The following is a 19,705-nucleotide window of genomic DNA, read 5'->3' as shown; positions in this document are numbered from 1 at the left end:
CCGCCAGCTTCTTTTTAAAGAAGCTGGCGGATTTTTTATAAAAGCCAAGGCACTTTCTGAATCTATGCATAGAATAAGGGTAGTTCCACATTTGGAGGTGAAATCAATATGGGCGAATCAGTTAAAGGATCTGGGTACGGCTATGATGGAGGCTTTGGCTTCGCAATGATCGTTGTTCTGTTTATCTTATTGATCATTGTCGGTGCTGGGTTTATGGGTTACGGTTGCTAATTACTAAAAAAATGGAGGTGGAGACATGTTTGGTTTCGGTGGATATGGACACGGTGGCGGAGGCTACGGCGGTTCCGGCTGCGAAGGTGGAGGCTCATACGGCTACGGCAACGGATTTGCATTGATTGTCGTACTCTTTATCTTACTCATTATCGTAGGCGCCGCTTGCCTATAAGATGAACATCGAAACCTGTCGGGTAACTCCGGCAGGTTTTTTGATTTCTTGTTTACTTTGTTTGGAAAGATTTTTTGGGGGGAGTGTGGGGTTGTGTATGCGGATATGAGCGGTTGGCGGAGGGTATTGAGCGGTTAAACAGCTACTATGAGCGCATCGCGGAGGTCATAGAGCGGTTATCCAACTGCTATGAGCGCGTGAAGAAGGACATTGAGCGGATAAACGGCCACTATGAGCGCATCGCGGAAGTCATAGAGCGTTTACCCAGCCGCTATAAGCGCGCGGCGAAGAGCATTGAGCGGTTGACCAACAGTTATGATCGCGTGCCGGGATTTATGAGCGCAGGCAGTAGTTAGGATCACTTGGCGGGAGTTTATGAGCGGACCGCGAAGGGCATTGAGCGGATAAACGGCCACTATGAGCGCATCGCGGAAGTTATAGAGCGGTTACCCAGCCGCTATGAGCGCGCGGCGAAGAGCATTGAGCGGTTGACCAACAGTTATGATCGCTTGCCAGGATTAATGAGCGCGGGCAGTGGTTAGGGTCACTGAGCGGAGTTTATGAGCGGACCGCGAAGGACATTGAGCGGATAAACGGCCACTATGAGCGCATCGCGGAGGTCATAGAGCGGTTACCCAGCCGCTATGAGCGGATGGCGAAGAGCATTGAGCGCTTGACCAACAGTTATGATCGCTTGCCAGGATTAATGAGCGCGGGCAGTAGTTAGGGTCACTTGGCAGGGTTTATGAGCGGACCGCGAAGGACATTGAGCGGATAAACGGCTGCTATGAGCGCATCGCGGAAGTCATAGAGCGGTTATCCACCCACTATGAGCGCGCAGCGAAGGGCATTGAGCGGTTGACCGACAGTTATGATCGCTTGCCGGGATTAATGAGCGCGGGCAGCAGTTATGATCGCTTGCCGGGATTAATGAGCGGCCCCCCGCAACTATGAGCGCGTCAGCAATCCCGAGCGCTCTCCCCCTTAATCAGCAACCACCCCAAAATAAACAAACTTTCCCACTCCCCCCTAAGCAAACCGCCAAAAAACCCCCTCCCCAAATCTCACTTTTCCCCAGAACAAAACGGCAATACACCGATTCGTTTTGCCGCACAATCCCCACTATGATAAAGATACCCAGGGAATACAATGTGTCGTGCACGGCCTGAAGAGGTCGCTTTTATGGAGAACAGAAACTTTGAAAATTTTGAAGAAGTAATGGAACAATATGAACCGATGATTTCATCCATCATACGCAAATTAAATATCTACCGGGATTTCGATGCATTCCGCCAAACAGGCCGCATCGCCCTGTTTCAGGCATGGTCACGCTTTGATGAATCAAAAGGAAACTTCACCCCTTTCGCGTACCGGTCAATCTACGGCGCTTTGCTTGATGATTTGAAAAAGGAAAATCGTTTCGGTTTAGTCAATACGCCGGTGGAAAGCAGTACAATCGAGCAGATGGAACAGATTGATTGTTCGGCGGACCCAAACAGCGAGCTGCATGAAATACTCACCGATCTGCCGCTGGAAGAACGGCAGCTGCTGTTCATGCTTTATGTTGATAACAAAACCCAGGCAGAATGCGCATCTTTTTTCGGCCTCTCCGTCCCCGGCGTGAAAAAACGCCGCGAAAGACTGATGAAGAAACTTAGACAGCAATTAACAGACAATCGAAGCTTAGAAATATAAAAAAACGAGCAAGGGCAGCCAAATCTGGCCGCTCTTGCTCATTTTGTATGCGAACATTTCCATCCCCTATTTAAGAAAACAAACCAATCAGCAGCGTTCACGTAAATTACCACTTTCTAAATCCGCGCCGCTCTGCAAATCTGGCACATGATGAACAGACTTTAATCTTTTTATCATTCGGCAGCAAATACCCCTGATAGACAGACGTTCGTTTCTTACAGTATTCACACTTCGGTTTAAAGAAATCAAACAACATACTCTTCCCTCCTGACCGCTGATGAACGCACTTTCTGTGAATCGAGTACTATTTACAAATTAGTATACCATTCAGCAGAGAATAACAGTGAACGTTTTACAAAAATCGTCAAGAGGAAAAGCGCTCCCCCGAGGAGGAACGCTTATGTATTGCAGCCGCCTATTCATCAGACACTTCGTAATTTCCCCGTTTACGATTTCTCCGAATCAAGTACGTTTTATAACTTTTCTTCACATTGTCTGCCATGAAATTAATCTGCGCCTCCAGACCATTTTTGTACATACATGTGCGCTGGTGCTTCCACTCAAATGAATCGTAACTGCAATCCAAAGTAAAAATCGTGCCGTCCCGGAAAATGATTTTCGTCCGGTCCTTGGCAATCGGCATATACGTCAAAATATGACTGAGCGAAAACCATACACAATCATCGCTTGACGGCGACTTGCTGGGGAACCAGTACATGTCCAGCTTTTCATTGATCATGACAGGCGACATGCTGATTCTGCCGAGCATCGATCTTGCTCCGGCAATTCCGCCCTGTAAACTGGATCCGAAATATTGCATACTGACATCGATTACATCTGTCGGACTTTTATCGACACGCACAAATTCTCCGTCTTTCAGCAACACGGCACATAATTTTCCTGTTTCATTGTAGTACGGATAAACCAGGCTGGTCCCCGGTGTGATCACGGATTCCGTTCTGTTCTTCATTTGCCCCATCCTCCTTTTAGTAGAAACCACTTTTGCTGAGCGGAAAAAAGGAGTATACTGACAATATGTTGGTATATACCAACTGCTGATCCTCGAGTGAGTCTGCCACGACTGCAAACACTCGGGGATTTTCTTTTTCCACTTTATTCTTCACCTGTCTCACCTCCCTCTGCTACTCCATACAAAAAGCAGGTCAATAAATATCGTTCTACTTATCGACCTGCATTCATTTGTATAGCATAGTAAGCGTTTTCAAAGACAATTATGCAAAAAGACCCTGTCTTCACGACTAGTATATAATAATTACGAATGACAGTCTATATAAAATTTCATTATTCTGAGTTTGTTGTTAAAAAATAATATAGCCCGATAAAGTTTGCAATTGACAATACGTTTTGAAGAAAAATACCCAAAAAAAATGCTCCCTGTTCAGCAGACAGTCTCTACTAAACAGGAAGCAGTTTTATTTTTTAACCCGTCTTTTCTTATAATACACTTAACTCAGAATCTAACATATCACTGATGAACATGCAGCCGGGAGAATGTGTAATCATAATGGACGGCTTGCTTTGCATCGCGACTGCCTGCGGTGTGACGCCGCACGCCCAGAATACCGGGATCTCCCCTTCATTGACAGTCACAGCATCCCCAAAGTCAGGTGCAGAAATATCGTCAATTCCAATCAAACTCGGGTCGCCCAGATGGATCGGCGCGCCATGGACGTCCGGGAAACGAGTCGTAATTTGAATCGCCCGAATCGCGTCCTGCGCATTCATCGGCCGCATGCTTACTACGGTCGGCCCTTCAAAGATTCCTGCTTTTTTACATTCAATAGAACTTTTATACATCGGCACATTTCGATTTTCTTCGATATGCCGAATAGGAATCCCGCCAGCAAGCAGCGGTGCTTCAAATGTGAAGCTGCATCCGATGAAAAATCCTACCATATCGTCTTCCCAGTACTCTGTAATATCATTTACTTCTTCCGCCAGCACACCGTCCTTATAAATACGGTAACTCGGCAGTTCGCTGCGGATATCTGCATCTTTTGCTAGCCGGGCGGGACGGTATGAACCCGGTTCTGTCACATCCAATAACGGACATGACTTAGGATTGCGCTGGCAAAACAGCAGAAAGTCGAGTGCATGCTCTTGTTTCAATATGACTAAATTCGCCTGTGTATAGCCTGAAGCCATTCCAGAAGTCTGTCCGGTAATTTTCTGCTCACGAATCAATTTCCTTATCTGCTGCGGTTTCATTGAACGATACTCACTCATCACTGCCACCTCCTATATCAGCTAAAGAGCAATGGAATCTGCTCGATCAGCGTCATAATACTCAGCACACCCATCACGATCACGACAATTACGCCGCCAATAGTCAGCCATAACGGATGCTTATATTCGCCGACAATATTCTTCTTGTACGCCGCAACAAGCAATGTGCCAAGCGCTAACGGCAGTATCAGCGCATTCAGTGCACCGACCAATAATAGAATAGTAACCGGCTTTCCAACGAATGCGAACGTCGACGTAGATACGACGATGAATAAAATAATAATCCAGTTGTGGTACTTTTCAATCGTCGGGTGGAATGAGCGGATAAATGAAACCGATGTATAGGCCGCCCCTACTACAGACGTGATCGCAGCTACCCACATAATAACGCCAAACAATCGCAGCCCAAGCTCTCCTGCGCCCAGCTGGAACACAGATGCCGGCGGATTGTCAGGATCAATTTGTAAGCCTTGCGAAACGATGCCAAGCACTGCCAGGAATAAGGCGACCCGAATGATGCCTGTCACAGCGATCCCTGTAACAGAACTTCTCGTTACGAGCGGCACCGAATCAATACCTTTAATACCCGCATCCAGCAAACGGTGTCCGCCGGCGAACGTAATATAGCCGCCGACTGTTCCGCCGACCAGTGTGACAATTGCGAAGAAACTGATTTCTGAAGGTTTGAATGTCCCTACAATGGCTTCACCAATTGGCGGAGACGTTTTGAACGCAACGAATACGACCAGCAGAATCATAACTACACCGGCAACGGCAACGACCTTATCCATTACTTTGCCCGCTTCTTTTACGACGAAAATGAGAATGGCAAACACGGCACTGATTACTGCACCTTTTATAGGATCAATACCAATCATCGCGTTAAGCCCTAGACCAGCACCCGCTACGTTCCCAATATTAAACGCAAGCCCCCCTGCGACAATGAGGAAAGCGAGCACAAACCCGAGGCCCGGCACCACTTTATTGGCGATTTCCTGTCCGCGTAATCCGGAGACCGCAATCACCCGCCAAATATTCATTTGTGCAAAGACATCCAAAAGCAATGAAATTAAAATAACGAAACCAAAACTCGCGGCCAATTGCTCTGTGAAAACTGTCGTCTGTGTCAGGAAGCCAGGTCCGACAGACGACGTCGCCATTAAGAATGCGGCACCAAGCAGGACGCCGCGGGTTGCTTTTTTCCGTTCAAGATCTTGTGTCAGACCTAACTTTTCCTCGTTCATTTAGCATCCTCCCTGCCAGAAAAAGCAGTTATCGTAATTTGTTCGCCGCTTAAGCGATCCGTAATATATTTTGCGAACTCCACCGCATGCTCTCCGTCACCATGGATACAGATCGTATCTGCGCGCAAGTCAACATCGGTTTGTTGCTGTGAACGCACTTTCCCTTCCTTCACCATCCTAATGACTTGCTCAGCGGACTTCTCCTGATCTGTAATCATTGCATCATCTTGCAAGCGCGACGTCAGCATGCCGTTTGATTGATACGTGCGGTCAGCAAATACTTCATGGGCAGTCACTAAGCCCAGCTCTTCACCCGCTCTCGTCAATTCACTGTCGGCCAAGCCGAATAATACGAGTGAGGGCGAGACATCATACACTGCTTGTGCAATAGCCTTCGCAATTTCTTTATCTTTCGACGCCATCTGATAAAGCGCGCCATGCGGCTTCACATGCTGCATCGGTTCGTCATGTACAGCCAAAAATGCCTGCAATGCGCCAATTTGATACACGACCATGTCATACGCTTCTTGCGGGGTAATGCTCATATTTCTGCGGCCAAATCCGACTAAATCAGGCAATCCGGGATGTGCGCCGATTTTTACCCCGTTGTCGATCGCAAGCTGTACCGTCTGACGCATCACGGAAGGATCACCGGCATGGAATCCGCAAGCGATGTTTGCAGATGTAACGTATTTCAATATTTCATCTTGTTCTCCTAATGTATATCTTCCAAAACTTTCTCCTAAATCACTATTTAAGTCTACTTTTACCACGTAAATGACCTCCTTTGATTTTCAAAACACCATTTCCTATCAACTTGCGGACAGACCGCATGACCGTATCAAAACCTCCGCTTGGAAGTAAGCGATTACATTCTCTTTAGTTCCGTAAATCGAAACCTTGGTTTTGAACTTGAAACCCAGTTTAGCATAAAATCATTTTGTTGAATAGTCCATTGTCGAAATATAGCAAGTATTTTTATTAAATGAATAATCTACTTGTATTTTTTCAGAAGAAATTTATAATAGTACTACGATTCGTTTTTCAGAATACAAGTTTCGACATTCGGAACTTCGAGGAGTTGTTATGATGAATCAGCAGAAATCTCTTGACATAAAAGTACTTGGCGATTCTGCCATGATTATAAAAATGGGTGAAGGCATTCACCCTTCCATCCATCAGCAAGTAAAAAATCTGTCGTTCCTTTTGGAGGAATATCCATTTGACGGATTTATCGAATCGGTGCCTGCGTATAACAGTTTGGCTGTCTACTACTCCCCTTACTTGGTCCATCAATCAAAAAAAGGCTTTCAGACAGACGGCACACCGATCGAAAAAGTGACCGATTATATTACTGCTTTAGCGGTCCAAATATCTGATCTTCCTGTTACAGAAGGCAGATTAGTAGAGATTCCAGTGCTCTATGGCGGGGAATTCGGCCCTGATCTGCAGTTCGTGGCGGAGACTCATCATCTGTCCATTGAAGAAGTCATTGAAATTCATACAACACCAGAATATCTCGTCTATATGATCGGTTTCGCACCGGGATTCCCGTTTTTAGGCGGACTTGACGAACGGATCGCCACGCCAAGAAAACTGACGCCGCGGACATCGATTCCTCCAGGCTCCGTCGGTATTGCCGGGAAACAAACAGGCGTCTATCCGCTGGAAACACCGGGCGGCTGGCAAATCATCGGACGCACGCCAACCGATCTGTTCGTACCAGATATGTCTCCTCCTTCCTTATTGCAGTCAGGAGACAGAATTAAATTTTGTCCGATGACAGAGGAAGAGTATGATGAGCAAAAGAAGGTGAAGACATGTCAGTAAACGTACTGAATCCGGGTCTCTTGACTACGGTACAAGATATCGGCCGGACAGGCTCGCAAAAGTTCGGCGTTCTTGTAAGCGGTGCCATGGACAGCTATTCTATGCGCATTGCCAACCTGCTCGTAGGGAATGATGAACGAGAAGGTGTTCTTGAAATTACACTGTTTGGGACGGGTTTGCAGTTTGATGAGGATACATTGATTGCAATTACTGGCGGCGACCTTCAAACGACTGTCGACGGGATACATGTACCGAATTGGAGACCCCTTTTAATCAGAAAAGGCTCTGTTCTAAAATTCGGTTTTTCGATTGAAGGCTGTCGGGCCTATTTGGCAATTGCCGGCGGGATTGACATACCGGTTGTGATGGGGAGTAAAAGCACGTATTTGGTGGCGGGAATTGGCGGATTCAACGGAAGAGCACTGCAGCAAAACGATACACTTTCATTCGGGGAACTGACGGAGTCCAATGAAAGAGTGTGGACATCCATCGAAAAACTTGGCGGCACAGCCGACTGGGCGGTACCTTATCACCCGTTCATCAGCTTGGAATCGGTGCAAACGATCCGAATCATTAAAGGCACTGAATATGAAAGGTTTAATGACACGAGCAAGAAACGACTTGTAACGCAGCCATACGTCGTTACCCCGCAATCGAACAGAATGGGTTTGCGGCTCGAAGGATCTGAACTCGCGTTAATAGAAAAGCTGGAATTGCTGTCAGAAGGCGTCACATTCGGCACCGTCCAAATACCGCCCAATGGAAAACCGATTATCCTGATGGCGGACAGGCAAACTGCTGGCGGCTACCCGAAAATCGCGCAGGTCATCACCGCGGATTTAGGCAGCCTGTCGCAAGTAAAACCGAACTCAAAACTGCACTTCCAGCTCATTACACATGCGGAAGCAGAGCGTGAACTTATCGCAAAAGAAGAGCTGGTCAATCAAATCAAAATCGGCATACGCTATAAATTCAGCAAGTGAACAACAAAAAATCCCTTAGTGTCAGCTGCTGCTTACTGAAACACAAGGGATTAATTCAGCCTATATACCCGAGCTGCCTGGAAATCTCCGAGGCGGCTTCTTTCACTTTTGAAATAAACGTTTGCAGATTCTCTTCCTGATAATTCGCTTCAATTCCCGCAATACTGAGCCCCGCAATTACCTCGCCGTTAAAATCAAAAATCGGTGCCGCTACAGAAGTCGTGAAATTTTCGAGCTCCGAATTACTGATCGTATAGCCATTTCTGCGCGTCTCCTGAATAGAAGCCAGCAGCGCCTCCCGATCCGTAAACGTCCCATTCGCAAACTGCTTCAGCTCTGTAGAGTCCAGATAATCCGCAATATACGCGTCGGATAAATGGGACAAAATAATCCGCGAACAAGCGCCTGCATACAACGGGCTGCTTCTGCCAACGGCCGTATACAGCCGAACTTTCTGAAACGTATCGATTTTCTCCACATAAATCGCCTGATCACCCTGCCGGACAATCAGATTAATCGCTTCTTTCAATTCCTGGTGAAGCTCTTCCATAATGGGATACGCAATTTTCCGGATATCCAGCCGTTTGGAAACAAGACTGCCGTATTTTAAAAATAACAGCCCCAAACGATAATACGAATCTGCCCCTTTCTCGAGGAAATTCATTTCTTCAAGCGACGTCAGCATGCGGTAGACAGAGGATTTGGGGATACCCGATAAGTCGATGATTTCTTGAAATGTCAGTGCGGGATGTTCGACAAACAGATTAAGAATATCCAACGAACGCACGACTGTTTTATTTTTTGTGCTCATAGTAGCTCCTTTCTGATTACTGATTTTCTTTGCCTATGTATGTTGGCTACCAACTTGTTTGGTTGATTATAGCATTGAAGTGAAAGGATTCCTAGACCGTTCAGCAGACGCTATGACAGTGAGCCTTTTCCGCCATCACTAACATACAACTCACCATTTGCCATTTTCCCCGTGTTATACTAAAAGTAATTGCACAAAAAGGAGTCTTTCAATATGTCATACGATTTACTGCTATTCGATCTGGACGATACACTATTCGATTTTGATGAAACAGAAAAACATGCCCTCGGCAAAACGTTCCACACGTTTGGACTGCCGAACGGTTTAGAAGCGTACCGTGATACATATCGCGCGATCAGCTCCATCATCTGGGATGAGCTAGAGCAAGGACACATCGCCATTGAGGAATTAAAAGTAGAGCGATTCCGCCGGTTATTCGCACACCACGAACTTCAAATAGATGCTTCACATTTCGGTGAGCTGTACATCGAAAATCTGGGCTATGAGTCCCATTTGATCGACGGCGTCGAAGAGATGATTTCACGGCTGGCAGAGTACCGATTGGCGATCCTGACAAACGGCTTCACACTTGCTCAACACGCCCGCATAGCCGGCTCTCCTTTACGTAATTCGTTTGAAGCGATCATTGCTTCCGAAGAAACAGGATACCGGAAGCCGCAGCGTGAGATTTTCGAGTATACCTTTAACAAACTCGGCATTACAGATCCTTCACGCGTGCTGATGATCGGCGATTCCCTGACATCTGATATTCAAGGCGGAATCAACGCCGGCATCGACACTTGCTGGTTCAACCGAGACTGCCGGGAAAACCATACTGGAATTCAGCCGACATATGAAATTCATTCGTGGGAAGAATTCAGTCCGGGACGCGTGACAGTGAATTGTAAGTAATACTGTAACCGAGCACTATAATTCATTCATAAAGATACGTTTCTTTTCAAATTCTTTCGGCATCCCCTCTATACTCTTCCGAGATAATGTGCTAAATTTTTTGCATATTAGATAGGAGGGGGTTTTTTTATGATTGTTTTGTATAATTTTGGAATTGGATTGAAAGAGTATGAAGAGCGGGGATTGCTCAATGAATTTCCCTTATTTACACATTGTCCTAACTGCCAATGTCATGCGCCTGGAAATCTACATCGCCACGGTTTTTATTGGCGTAATGGAGTCACAGAGAAGCACGTAGTGAGACGAATTCCGATCTGCCGTCTCAGGTGTCAACGGTGCAGGATGACCATCTCCGTCTTACCCGACTTCCTGATTCCCTATTTTCAATACACCCTGCGGGCAGTACTTTTGCGAGTAGTAGAAATTCTAGAAAAGAAGATAAAAAGTGAGGGTCGCCAACTACTCCGCTTTCATCTGAATCGATATCTTCGACAGGTCAAGTGGGTGCATAGCTATTTTGTCGAGCAAGGGGAAGTCCGGGGGCTTTCAAACGATAAAAGAAAAGAGGCCACAAAATACATGAAAAGGATCCTCGATTTTGGCGAATCCTCCTTCTTGCGAAGGAGCCAGGGTCACTTATCAAGATATTTTATGGCAAATTAATTCTACCACAAATTCGACGGAAATCTACATATTCTAGATACCACATAACCTTTTCATAGCCATGAAATGCAGGTGAAAGTAGAATAGTATTCATGGATGACCGGTCGTCCTTCTACTAAAAGGAGGAAGATTCCATGAACGAAAAAACACGAGATGAAGTGGCCTTGTTTCGCTATGGGCTGATTGCCCCGCTTGTCAACCAGCAGGTGGAAGCAAAGAGTTATCTGCAAAGAATTGAAGAGAAAGTACATACCATTCCCTACTATGGAGAACGGAGAATTGCCGCAAAGACCGTACAGGAATGGCTGCGCCACTACCGGAGGGATGGCTTTGACGCATTGAAACCCAAAAAGCGTGCAGACAGAGGGATCTCACGCAGACTTTCAGCAGACGAACAAGATCATCTACTGGAAAAGCGAAAAAAATCTCTCCATATGCCAGTCAGCGTCTTCTACGAACAACTGATTGAACAGGGAGAGATCAACAAAAATGAAGTTTCTTATTCCACTATAAACCGATTAGTGAAAAAACACAACTTGACAGGGAAACATCGTGTCTCTATGAAAGAAAGAAAGCGATTTGCGCACGATCAAGTCAATGTATTATGGCAAGCTGATTTATCGCATGGTCCCTATCTTTCCGCCCAAGGAAAAAGCAGGAAGACGTTTCTGATTGCCTATATAGACGACTGTTCCAGGCTGGTGCCCTACGGGCAGTTTTTCACCTCGGAGAAGTTTGACGGGCTACGTGTCGTTACAAAGGAAGCGTTGATTCGGCGTGGTAAACCTGCCATTATCTATGCGGATAATGGAAAGATCTATCGATCGGAGACCCTCCAGTATGCCTGTGCACAACTTGGAATCACTCTCGCTCATACGCAGCCATACGATCCTCAAAGCAAGGGGAAAATTGAACGGTTTTTCAAGACGGTGCAGACTCGGTTCTATCCTCTTTTACAGTCTGACCCTGTAGAGACAGTGGACGAACTGAACATCCGCTTTTGGCACTGGTTGGAAACGGATTACCATCGTCGTGTCCATGCTTCATTGGATGGTCGTACACCGCATGAAGTTTTTCAATCGCAACTCGATCAGGTCGTGTTTTTGGAAGACCCTGAGATATTGGATCCTGTGTTTATGAAACGGGAGCAACGAAAAGTAAAAGTGGATAGTACCATTACGCTGGATAAGAAGCTCTATGAAGTTCCACAGCGTTTCATTGGGCAGTCGATTGATCTGCGGTTGGATGGCAAGGGTGTCTATATTTATGAAGAGGACCAGCGAGTAGGCGAAGCGATACCCGTCCATCTTCATGATAATGCGCATGTGAAGCGGTCACGATCTCCTTTTCAACCGACTCTAGAGGAGAAGGAGGATACACGTCATGTATAAATCCTTCTATTCATTGGCACGTGTGCCTTTCTCTAAAGATCTGACATCTACCGAAGCCTTTCCCTCTTCTGATTATCAAGGAGCGCTAGGCGCCCTTCAGTATTTACAAAAGACCAAAGGCATGGGACTGATTATTGGGGAGCCAGGGGTAGGGAAAACGTTTACCTTACGGTCTTTCAAGGAATCACTGAATCCTTCTCTGTATCATGTCGTCTATTTTCCTTTATCAACAGGCGGAGTGATGGATTTTTACCGCGGACTCGTCTACGGGCTGGGTGAGGAACCGAAGTTTCGGAAAGTGGATCTCTTTCGGCAAATCCAGCAAGGGATTGAGCGGATGGCGCACGAACGAAAAGTCACGCCGGTCTTTATTCTGGATGAAATGCATATGGCCAAGGACGCGTTTCTGCAAGATATTGCCCTCTTATTTAATTTTCAGATGGATTCACAAACGCCGTTCATCTTGGTTTTGGCCGGGTTACCGCACTTGAAAACCCGATTACAATTACAGCATAATCGTCCGCTCTCTCAGCGGCTCATCATGAAATATGAGATTCATTCCCTTCCGAAGGAAGAGGTCAAGCAGTACATCCATCACCACTTGACGGCAGCGGGTGCCCACCTGCCCATTTTTAATGAGAACGCGTTAGAAGCCATCGCTTTACATTCTCAGGGATGGCCTAGAGCTATCAATACGTTGACCATTAACAGCTTATTGTTCGGATCGCGATTACAAAAGGAACAGATTACGGAGGAAGAGGTACGGCTGGCCATTGAGGATGGTGGGTTTTCATGAAACGAGGTATTTTATTGTTTCACCAAGAGAGCGAAGAATGGAATATTTGGGTCGGTCACACGTGTTATTGGGTGTTCCCAGGTTGCCACCTCGACCTGAAGATCGACCAACAGTATCTTCCAGCTGTGCTCATGAAAGACGCGGAGTGGATTATCGCCCTCCTTGGTGTGGAATTTCATCTTCGTGAAGAACAAATCTATAAAGTTCGTGTGCAAGCATGCGATTATGTATCCGTCACTGAGGCCCCTTTTTGAGGGGCTTTTTTTAAGGAGTCTGCTGGATTATCATGAAAAGTTTTTTGCATATTGCCAATCAATGTGAAAAACTATGAAAAAGTTTCTCTTATCTTGGCTGAATTACTGTGAATATAGACTACTGGGTTAATGTGCTCGGTTACAGTAATACGGAATCAAATACCCCCTTCATCGTTGAAGGGGGTATTCATGTACCTATTCTAATTAAGGGTAAAAGGAAAATGCCGAAATACTGCTGCAGAAATCGATTACCTTTTCCCGCTTGCCGCCTCAATAAACTGTTCAAACAGCTTCAGCGACAAACGATCTTCCCTCTTCACCATCGCTTCAGGATGCCACTGAACGCCTACTACAAAACGGTGTGCTGTACTCTCAATTGATTCAATGACACCATCCTTCGCAACCGCCGTTACAACGAGCGGCGCCTGCACTTCCTTCACAGCTTGGTGATGCAGTGAATTCACGCGGACTTCAGAAGTGCCTGCCCACTCTGCAAGCTTGCTGTCTCCCACCAAATCAATGGAGTGAAATGCAAAGTCAAGATCGGTCAGTTGGTGATGCTGCAATAAATCTTCTGACAGCTGCGCATACATATCCTGATAGACAGTTCCGCCAAACGCCACATTCATCAGCTGATACCCCCGGCAAATTCCAAACACCGCCTTGTCCTGCTCCGCCATCGTGTTAATAAGCGCAAGCTCTGACTCATCACGCTCCGGCAACACTTTCCCAAGCTTCTGATGAGGTTCTTCACCATACAAGTACGGATCAATGTCTTCCCCGCCAATCAGCAATAAGCCATCCAGCCGATCACAAACTTCTTCCGTTGCTTCAAGCCCAACCGGCAAAACGACCGGTACGCCGCCCGCTTGCCGAACTGCTTGTATGTATCTCGTCTGAACGAGTGTATCTCCGTTCTGATCTATATCTGATGTAACACCGATTAATGGTTTCATGTACGGCACTCTCCTTTTTCCTACTCTCTGACTTTCCTTCAAGTGAACATCGTCACGATATGTTCTATACCCTGATTTGCGGAAAGGTACTCAAACTACATGACTGCACAGGAAAACAGAAAACCCGAATTCCAATTCAAGCATTGAACGGAAAATCCGGGTTGGATGGTTCTATATAGTTGGATGCCGAACGGTCAATTCCCATACACACGATAATACTGCTCTAACCCTTCAATCAGACGCTCCGTTCGCTTCGCTGTATACTGTTCAAACGAAGGATCTTCCTTCTCTTTAACAAGTGACCATAACGACCAAAGGAAATCTGACTTCAACTTTTGCAGCTCAAGCGACGGTTTCAGTGATGCAGGCAAGCCATAATAATCGAGCAGCACTTGCTCTTGTTTCTCACTTAACTCGCGTTCCAAAATAAACGCCGCCAAATCCCACTCCGGCAAATAATTCGCACTGTACTCCCAATCGATCAGCAGCAGCTGCCCTGCATCATTCTGAATAAAATTAGCCGTCACCGAATCCATATGACACGGCACATACTCCTGCCGCTCCCCTTGCATCAGCTTCCTCAATCGCTCTTCCAGCAGCACATACAGCGAAGGTATTTCAGTTAACGTAATTTTATACTTCTTTACTTCTCCCCAATAATCAAAACGATTTGGAAACTCCTGGTTCGACGAATGAAGCGCAGACAACACACCCGCAATCTTCTCCAAATACTCCGCCGTCCCCATCAGATCCCGCGTTAAATCAGCCGTCGCATCGTAATACGGAGTCATTTTAATGCCTTCATCGGTAAACACCACATTACCGACCGTCACCCCAATTTCAGCCGCAATTTGCTGGTTGGCTTTTTCATGGTGGCGGTTAATAATGTCTTCAAACTCGTGGGCCGGGAAACGCAGGACGTATTTTTGCCCTTTGTGTGCGACGAGGAAGTTTAAGTTGGTGAGGCCGCCTAGTCTTTTTATGTAGGTTAGTTCTTCGATTGGATACATATTTTTGCACCTCCTGTTTTGTACTACAATACTAACGATTCTCTTTGTAAGTTTCCGAATTAAAGTCTTTATTGAGTATTTGTAAAATCAAACCGAAGATCTTTTTATTGAAATCAAGCGTCTTACCGTATATATCTTTTCTTACCACTCCATATATCTAGCCTTCACTTGCGGATATCAGCTTATCTATTATGATATTATCTTTCAATGCATCTTTTAAATCAATAGAAATACTAGGTTCACTCTGATCCTTTTGAAAACTTAATACTTCACACAAGTAACCTCCACTAAAAATCGGTATCGCACCCGAGAACACTGGCTTCAAGAAAAGGCCCCCGACTATTTACTACACTTTCTGCAAACATAGCATCTGGGACTCATAACATGTGCTGAATAACAACAAACAACAATTTCCCGTCAGAATTGATACATGCCGGTCCACTTCTACTCACCGTAGAAAAACGACAAGAGTTTAAACGATGTATGAAGTCCATTAGCAGATAGAATTCAGCCTTGGGCACAGAGCAGTTAAGAATAGCTGAATACGAAGCATGCATAAAGAAAACTAACAGAAATAAGCCCTCCAATCTATATAACGGGGGGCTTGTTATTTTACCTATACTTTACATAAAGTACTGAAGTCATCTTCGTCGTGCTAAACTCTGGTCCTTCAAGTTCGAAGCAATTGTAAAATTCCTTCCGGGAATATTTTTGCATGACTCATCATCGCTTGGTTTGCTTGTAGAAGGAGTGAGCTTTTCATCTGATTGAACATCTCTTTCGCTATGTCTGCATCCCGAATACGTGATTCTGCCGATACCAAGTTCTCTACATTGATTTCATTTACTCTGATGATATGATCAAGCCGATTTTCAATAGCTCCGACATAACCACTTTTCCCTGTCAGAGATGATATAGCTATACTCAATCGTTCAAGTGCTTTTTCAGCCCCTGCGCGATGAGAAATAGTGAGTGTGTTCACTCGTAATAACTGATCAGACAGACGAACACGGTTGTAGTCTAAAGACTGGCCGCTATTTGCTCCAACCTGAAATTTTAGTTCTTCTTGCTGTTCTCTCCGCTCTGTTCGGAAAAAGAGGAAATCTCTCGCAGATCCTGCAAATCCGTCAATTGGTATTGCACCGTATTCCCGATTACTGAACTTTAATTTATTATTGTCGTAGCTCGCTATTAATCCTGTCTGTTCGGAAGTAAGCAATCGATTCAATTCATCGAGTAACTCTTCCTGTGAATAGTCACCTGCTGGTATTGTAAAATTTTTCGTAACGTCATCAATGTCTAATGTGAATTCGTCGTTAAGACCTGTTTCGATAACTGCTCCCTGACTCATGTCCGTAATACCGACAATATAAGATGGCTTTGGGTCGCCTTGCGAGTTATAGAAATACGTGTAAGCAGCAGTCCCTCGAACGCCTTGAATCTGATAAGTCCCGCTATCGTTCCGCCCATCATTATGCTCGTTAAATAGCAGAACGAATTTGTCGGATTTATCGTAATTAACAGGGGGCTTGGAAGCTTCCATACCAATTTGAGCCTTCATCAAATCTTCTTCAAATCCAGCTGCTTTTAAGCCCTCTTTCAGTGCAGTATTAAATGCGGAAATGAACCCGTTTCTTGTATACGTGTTTGGAGGTACAATTACATCCACCTTTGTCGGAATACTGTTTTTATAAATATCAAAAGACAGCACTTCATTGATGTTAGGAAAAATTTCTACCGTGTTTCCAATCGGTTGTCTCCCAAGTATATAAGTATCCTCTTGAGGAGCGGTTCGCCCGCTATATCCATAACCATCATAGACGAACTCTGCTTTTCTGAAGAATTCATCATATAAATTGCCAGTCAAGTTTTTAAAACCGTATTCCTTACCTTTCTCATTGCCTATCAGCTGAATTCTGTTGGAATCTATAGTGAATTTAAAATTCAGGTCCATTAACTCCGGTGATTTCAGCTGATCGTTCATTGCTTCAACAAATTTGGCACGATTGCTGTAGACTGCTTCTGGTACTGTAATAGTAACAGCATGATCGCCGTTTTCATCTGAATAAATGAATGACATGCTATTATTTGAAGAATTAATATAAGTCGGTTCATTTTTCAGGATAGAATAGCCTGTGACACTAGGTTCGATTTCAGTAACTGTCCGGCTCTGGGCAGATGTAGAAACTTGATCCAGACGCTCCATACCAAATCCTGATGCATGTTGAAATCTCATATGATTACCTTTATCTTCCGAAACCAATGATAGATAAGTCTTGCCTCCACTTACCACAGCTTCAGCAGTTACGGCTATGCCAGATAACTGAGCATTCAATGTCTGAATTAATACATCTTTTGTAAAAAAACCAGGCACAAGCGTAATAGTCTCTTCTTGACCATTTAACGTAAAACGTAATATATTATTTTCTGCCTGAATCGTTAAACCATTTTGGATATCAACACTTCCAGTCACCTTTGCCGGTGTTGTAGTAATTTGTGATTCTCCGACTGTTCCTTCCAGTGGAGGAATCGGTGCAGAAGTCGAGCCTGATGTGTATGACGGAAAGATTATTTGCTCCCCTCCAAAGATAGTTTCAAACGCACTGGAAGCCAGTGATTGACCGGTAAAAGCTACCGTAGTTTCTGCTTGGTCGGAAGTTAACGTAAAGGCTTGCTTACCTCCTGACGTGGTATATGCAAAAGTTAGCGACAATTCAGGGGGCAGCTTAGCATTCAATTCATCCATCAATTGATCTGCTGTATACTCCCCTTCATCAATAGTAAGCGGTACGTCGACACCATTTACGGATATCACTAATTCGTTGTTCGCTGCTGTAATCTCTGTCGTCGAACGTTCCTTATAGTTTCCTGAAAGCGTTGCTTTTTCAAGCCTTCCCTGCTGAATAGTAGGTGAGAAATAATGAGTTTCCTGACGCGTGAATAACGTTTCGTATGCGTTGGAAGCGTGATTCACTGAAACTCTTGATGTATTGCCATAAAACTCACTCTCTAATTTTAATCTTCCACTATCAAAGGAGGCTTTCATCTTTAATCCCTGCGCAGCCAGACGTTCATTTAAACGAGAGACAATCTCTGCTCCCGACAAATTCGCTACTTGTTCTCCATCATTCAAAAGTGATATAGTAACAGGACTTTGATTATCCAGCGTGAATGTCAATTCATCATTCGTTCCCTTGGCAAACTCGATCACGTCATTCTGCAATCGGGCACTGCCATAATAACTGCCATTCGTTTTGGAAATGATGCCAGTATTTGAAATATCGTACAGGAATGAAGAAATCCCATCAATTTTAATCATATTTCCACTGAGACCAGTGATGACGTATTTATCAGATGTAATCGAAATATATTTATCGCCAAATTTCTGTGCTGTAATTTGGTCTTCTCCCTTATTTCTTAAATCATTATTCACGATATTGATCAGTTCATCGCGAGTATAACTGACCTTACGTCCATTCGGGTCACTGCTTTCAGGTGTCGGAATCACTAATTCATACTGCTTTACAGCTCCAGCATAGAAAGCCAGCCGGTCATTGACACCGGCTGTGATCTCCAGTTTATTGTTGCCTGTAGAGAAATCAGTCGAGCCAATAATCATTCCAGGGGGATTCCCGAGTTCATACTCATAGAAAAGAAAAGATCCAGGTCCCTTGACCTTTGTAATTTCACCGTAATTTTCCACTTGCAGTGACACTGAACGATCGGGCAGCACATCAAAAATGATATTCGGATATGTATCATATACTTGCGTATCAATCTGATCGATTAAATCCTCGATATTTTTGAAATTCCCTTCTGGCAAGATCACTGTAAACTCATCAGGCTCCGCCACAATTACTAATCGATCATTCCACCCCGAGACGATTTGAACCGGATTTTCGAATATACGGTTTCCCTCCAACTTACTATAGGCTGGCATATGCTGATCAACAGAATGAAGCTCCCCATTATATTGTGCATACTCCGCAATACTTGCAATTGATTTTTTCAACTGAGAAAACTCTGCATCCAGTTGTATGCGATCTGCATCAGTCCTCGTGTCATTCAGTGACTGGATGGACAGCTCCCTCATACGCTGCACATGCTGTGTCACTTCCTGAATAACTCCATCCGCAGTCTGAACATAGGAAACCGCATCTTGTGCGTTCATCTGCGCGCGCTCCAAACCTCTGATTTGTGCACGCATCCCTTCACTAATTGTTAGACTTGCAGCATCATCCGCTGCTGAATTAACTCTCATACCACTTGAGATTCTGGTTAATGCTGTTTGTTGCGCTTGATTTATTCTCTGTATATTATTCGTCATTTTCAACATTGGCATATTCGTATTTATATACATATCTAAACTCCTTAGTTATATGCTAGAATTCTAAACTTGACTTTCTTTTAAGCATTATTTAAATTCCAAAAGAGTTTTAAATCAATGGCTTAGGTAGTTATATTTATATATGTAACAATTATACACTTCATTAGTCTCTATTCATAT

General features: G+C 44.8%; 21 protein-coding genes and 1 pseudogene. 11 read left to right on the top strand and 11 right to left on the bottom strand.

All coding sequences use genetic code 11. From position 1 onward, the window contains the following. Nucleotides 1–108: 108 nt before the first annotated feature. The 4 genes and pseudogenes from SporoP37_RS13260 to SporoP37_RS13245 all read left to right on the top strand — a co-directional run bounded on the left by SporoP37_RS13260 (nucleotide 109) and on the right by SporoP37_RS13245 (nucleotide 2,101). Complete coding sequence (locus SporoP37_RS13260) at nucleotides 109–231, top strand: YjcZ family sporulation protein (protein WP_081244139.1); 123 nt, start codon at nucleotides 109–111, stop codon at nucleotides 229–231. 94 nt (nucleotides 232–325) lie between these two features. Next, nucleotides 326–406: pseudogene (locus SporoP37_RS17480) on the top strand (YjcZ family sporulation protein); the annotation flags it as partial. An 83-nt stretch (nucleotides 407–489) separates the two neighbouring features. Continuing rightward, the gene (locus tag SporoP37_RS13250; RefSeq protein WP_157118650.1) at nucleotides 490–762 is read left to right on the top strand and encodes a hypothetical protein; all 273 of its coding nucleotides are present in this window, start codon (nucleotides 490–492) and stop codon (nucleotides 760–762) included. A gap of 826 nt (nucleotides 763–1,588) precedes the next feature. Continuing rightward, on the top strand, nucleotides 1,589–2,101 hold the full coding sequence (locus tag SporoP37_RS13245; protein WP_081244136.1) for a sigma-70 family RNA polymerase sigma factor: 513 nt from the start codon (nucleotides 1,589–1,591) through the stop codon (nucleotides 2,099–2,101). A 106-nt stretch (nucleotides 2,102–2,207) separates the two neighbouring features. On the opposite strand, the gene SporoP37_RS17090 is transcribed toward SporoP37_RS13245, so the two are convergent. The 6 genes from SporoP37_RS17090 to SporoP37_RS13225 form a co-directional block, all read right to left on the bottom strand. After that, nucleotides 2,208–2,357, bottom strand: coding sequence for a hypothetical protein (locus SporoP37_RS17090; protein ID WP_157118649.1), 150 nt, complete (start codon nucleotides 2,355–2,357; stop codon nucleotides 2,208–2,210). Nucleotides 2,358–2,516: 159 nt separating this feature from the next. Then, nucleotides 2,517–3,071: a competence protein ComK gene (locus SporoP37_RS13240; protein WP_158233642.1), complete on the bottom strand. Its 555-nt coding sequence runs from the start codon at nucleotides 3,069–3,071 to the stop codon at nucleotides 2,517–2,519. Nucleotides 3,072–3,087: 16 nt separating this feature from the next. Continuing rightward, the gene (locus tag SporoP37_RS17085; RefSeq protein ID WP_157118648.1) at nucleotides 3,088–3,225 is read right to left on the bottom strand and encodes a hypothetical protein; all 138 of its coding nucleotides are present in this window, start codon (nucleotides 3,223–3,225) and stop codon (nucleotides 3,088–3,090) included. A gap of 331 nt (nucleotides 3,226–3,556) precedes the next feature. Further along, nucleotides 3,557–4,348 carry a putative hydro-lyase gene (locus SporoP37_RS13235; RefSeq protein ID WP_085431205.1) on the bottom strand — a complete coding sequence of 264 codons (792 nt, stop codon included), beginning with the start codon at nucleotides 4,346–4,348 and terminating at the stop codon, nucleotides 3,557–3,559. A 17-nt stretch (nucleotides 4,349–4,365) separates the two neighbouring features. Next, complete coding sequence (locus SporoP37_RS13230; protein ID WP_081244133.1) at nucleotides 4,366–5,592, bottom strand: NRAMP family divalent metal transporter; 1,227 nt, start codon at nucleotides 5,590–5,592, stop codon at nucleotides 4,366–4,368. Then, a complete protein-coding gene (locus SporoP37_RS13225) occupies nucleotides 5,589–6,365 on the bottom strand; it encodes a LamB/YcsF family protein (RefSeq protein ID WP_081244132.1) in 777 nt (258 codons plus the stop codon). The genes SporoP37_RS13230 and SporoP37_RS13225 overlap by 4 nt, the downstream gene beginning before the upstream one ends. Before the next feature lie 316 nt (nucleotides 6,366–6,681). Between SporoP37_RS13225 and pxpB the strand changes: the two genes are divergently transcribed. Together pxpB and SporoP37_RS13215 are read left to right on the top strand one after the other, a co-directional pair. After that, a complete protein-coding gene (gene pxpB / locus SporoP37_RS13220; RefSeq protein ID WP_198160028.1) occupies nucleotides 6,682–7,422 on the top strand; it encodes a 5-oxoprolinase subunit PxpB in 741 nt (246 codons plus the stop codon). Then, nucleotides 7,413–8,405, top strand: a complete 993-nt coding sequence (locus tag SporoP37_RS13215) for a 5-oxoprolinase subunit C family protein (protein ID WP_085431203.1) — start codon at nucleotides 7,413–7,415, stop codon at nucleotides 8,403–8,405. Before pxpB ends, SporoP37_RS13215 begins: the two co-directional genes overlap by 10 nt. 55 nt (nucleotides 8,406–8,460) lie before the next feature. Here SporoP37_RS13215 and SporoP37_RS13210 read toward each other — a convergent pair whose 3' ends face one another. Next, entirely contained in the window at nucleotides 8,461–9,216 is a 756-nt protein-coding gene (locus SporoP37_RS13210; protein WP_085431202.1) for an IclR family transcriptional regulator, read from the bottom strand. 213 nt (nucleotides 9,217–9,429) lie between these two features. Here SporoP37_RS13210 and SporoP37_RS13205 point away from each other — a divergent pair, with 213 nt between their 5' ends. From SporoP37_RS13205 to SporoP37_RS13185, 5 genes are all read left to right on the top strand, one after another. Further along, on the top strand, nucleotides 9,430–10,128 hold the full coding sequence (locus SporoP37_RS13205) for a YjjG family noncanonical pyrimidine nucleotidase (RefSeq protein ID WP_085431201.1): 699 nt from the start codon (nucleotides 9,430–9,432) through the stop codon (nucleotides 10,126–10,128). A gap of 129 nt (nucleotides 10,129–10,257) precedes the next feature. Further along, a complete protein-coding gene (locus SporoP37_RS17755) occupies nucleotides 10,258–10,791 on the top strand; it encodes a DUF6431 domain-containing protein (RefSeq protein ID WP_085430167.1) in 534 nt (177 codons plus the stop codon). Between the two features lie 134 nt (nucleotides 10,792–10,925). Further along, nucleotides 10,926–12,182, top strand: coding sequence for a DDE-type integrase/transposase/recombinase (locus SporoP37_RS13195; RefSeq protein WP_085430168.1), 1,257 nt, complete (start codon nucleotides 10,926–10,928; stop codon nucleotides 12,180–12,182). Next, nucleotides 12,175–12,978 carry an ExeA family protein gene (locus SporoP37_RS13190; protein WP_085430169.1) on the top strand — a complete coding sequence of 268 codons (804 nt, stop codon included), beginning with the start codon at nucleotides 12,175–12,177 and terminating at the stop codon, nucleotides 12,976–12,978. The genes SporoP37_RS13195 and SporoP37_RS13190 overlap by 8 nt, the downstream gene beginning before the upstream one ends. Then, nucleotides 12,975–13,232 carry a hypothetical protein gene (locus tag SporoP37_RS13185; RefSeq protein WP_085430170.1) on the top strand — a complete coding sequence of 86 codons (258 nt, stop codon included), beginning with the start codon at nucleotides 12,975–12,977 and terminating at the stop codon, nucleotides 13,230–13,232. Before SporoP37_RS13190 ends, SporoP37_RS13185 begins: the two co-directional genes overlap by 4 nt. Nucleotides 13,233–13,480: 248 nt before the next feature. On the opposite strand, the gene SporoP37_RS13180 is transcribed toward SporoP37_RS13185, so the two are convergent. The 4 genes from SporoP37_RS13180 to SporoP37_RS13170 all read right to left on the bottom strand — a co-directional run bounded on the left by SporoP37_RS13180 (nucleotide 13,481) and on the right by SporoP37_RS13170 (nucleotide 19,525). Then, nucleotides 13,481–14,188, bottom strand: a complete 708-nt coding sequence (locus SporoP37_RS13180; protein ID WP_085431200.1) for a gamma-glutamyl-gamma-aminobutyrate hydrolase family protein — start codon at nucleotides 14,186–14,188, stop codon at nucleotides 13,481–13,483. 194 nt (nucleotides 14,189–14,382) lie between these two features. Further along, the gene (locus SporoP37_RS13175) at nucleotides 14,383–15,198 is read right to left on the bottom strand and encodes a choline kinase family protein (RefSeq protein ID WP_085431199.1); all 816 of its coding nucleotides are present in this window, start codon (nucleotides 15,196–15,198) and stop codon (nucleotides 14,383–14,385) included. Between the two features lie 157 nt (nucleotides 15,199–15,355). Beyond that, complete coding sequence (locus SporoP37_RS17080; protein ID WP_157118647.1) at nucleotides 15,356–15,523, bottom strand: hypothetical protein; 168 nt, start codon at nucleotides 15,521–15,523, stop codon at nucleotides 15,356–15,358. Between the two features lie 345 nt (nucleotides 15,524–15,868). After that, nucleotides 15,869–19,525, bottom strand: a complete 3,657-nt coding sequence (locus tag SporoP37_RS13170) for a flagellin N-terminal helical domain-containing protein (protein ID WP_232329846.1) — start codon at nucleotides 19,523–19,525, stop codon at nucleotides 15,869–15,871. Nucleotides 19,526–19,705 lie beyond the last annotated feature (180 nt).

The organism is Sporosarcina sp. P37, from assembly GCF_002109365.1.
Lineage (GTDB): Bacteria > Bacillota > Bacilli > Bacillales_A > Planococcaceae > Sporosarcina.
Note: the sequence above shows the minus strand (reverse complement) of the source record. Positions and strands in the feature narration are given on the sequence as shown.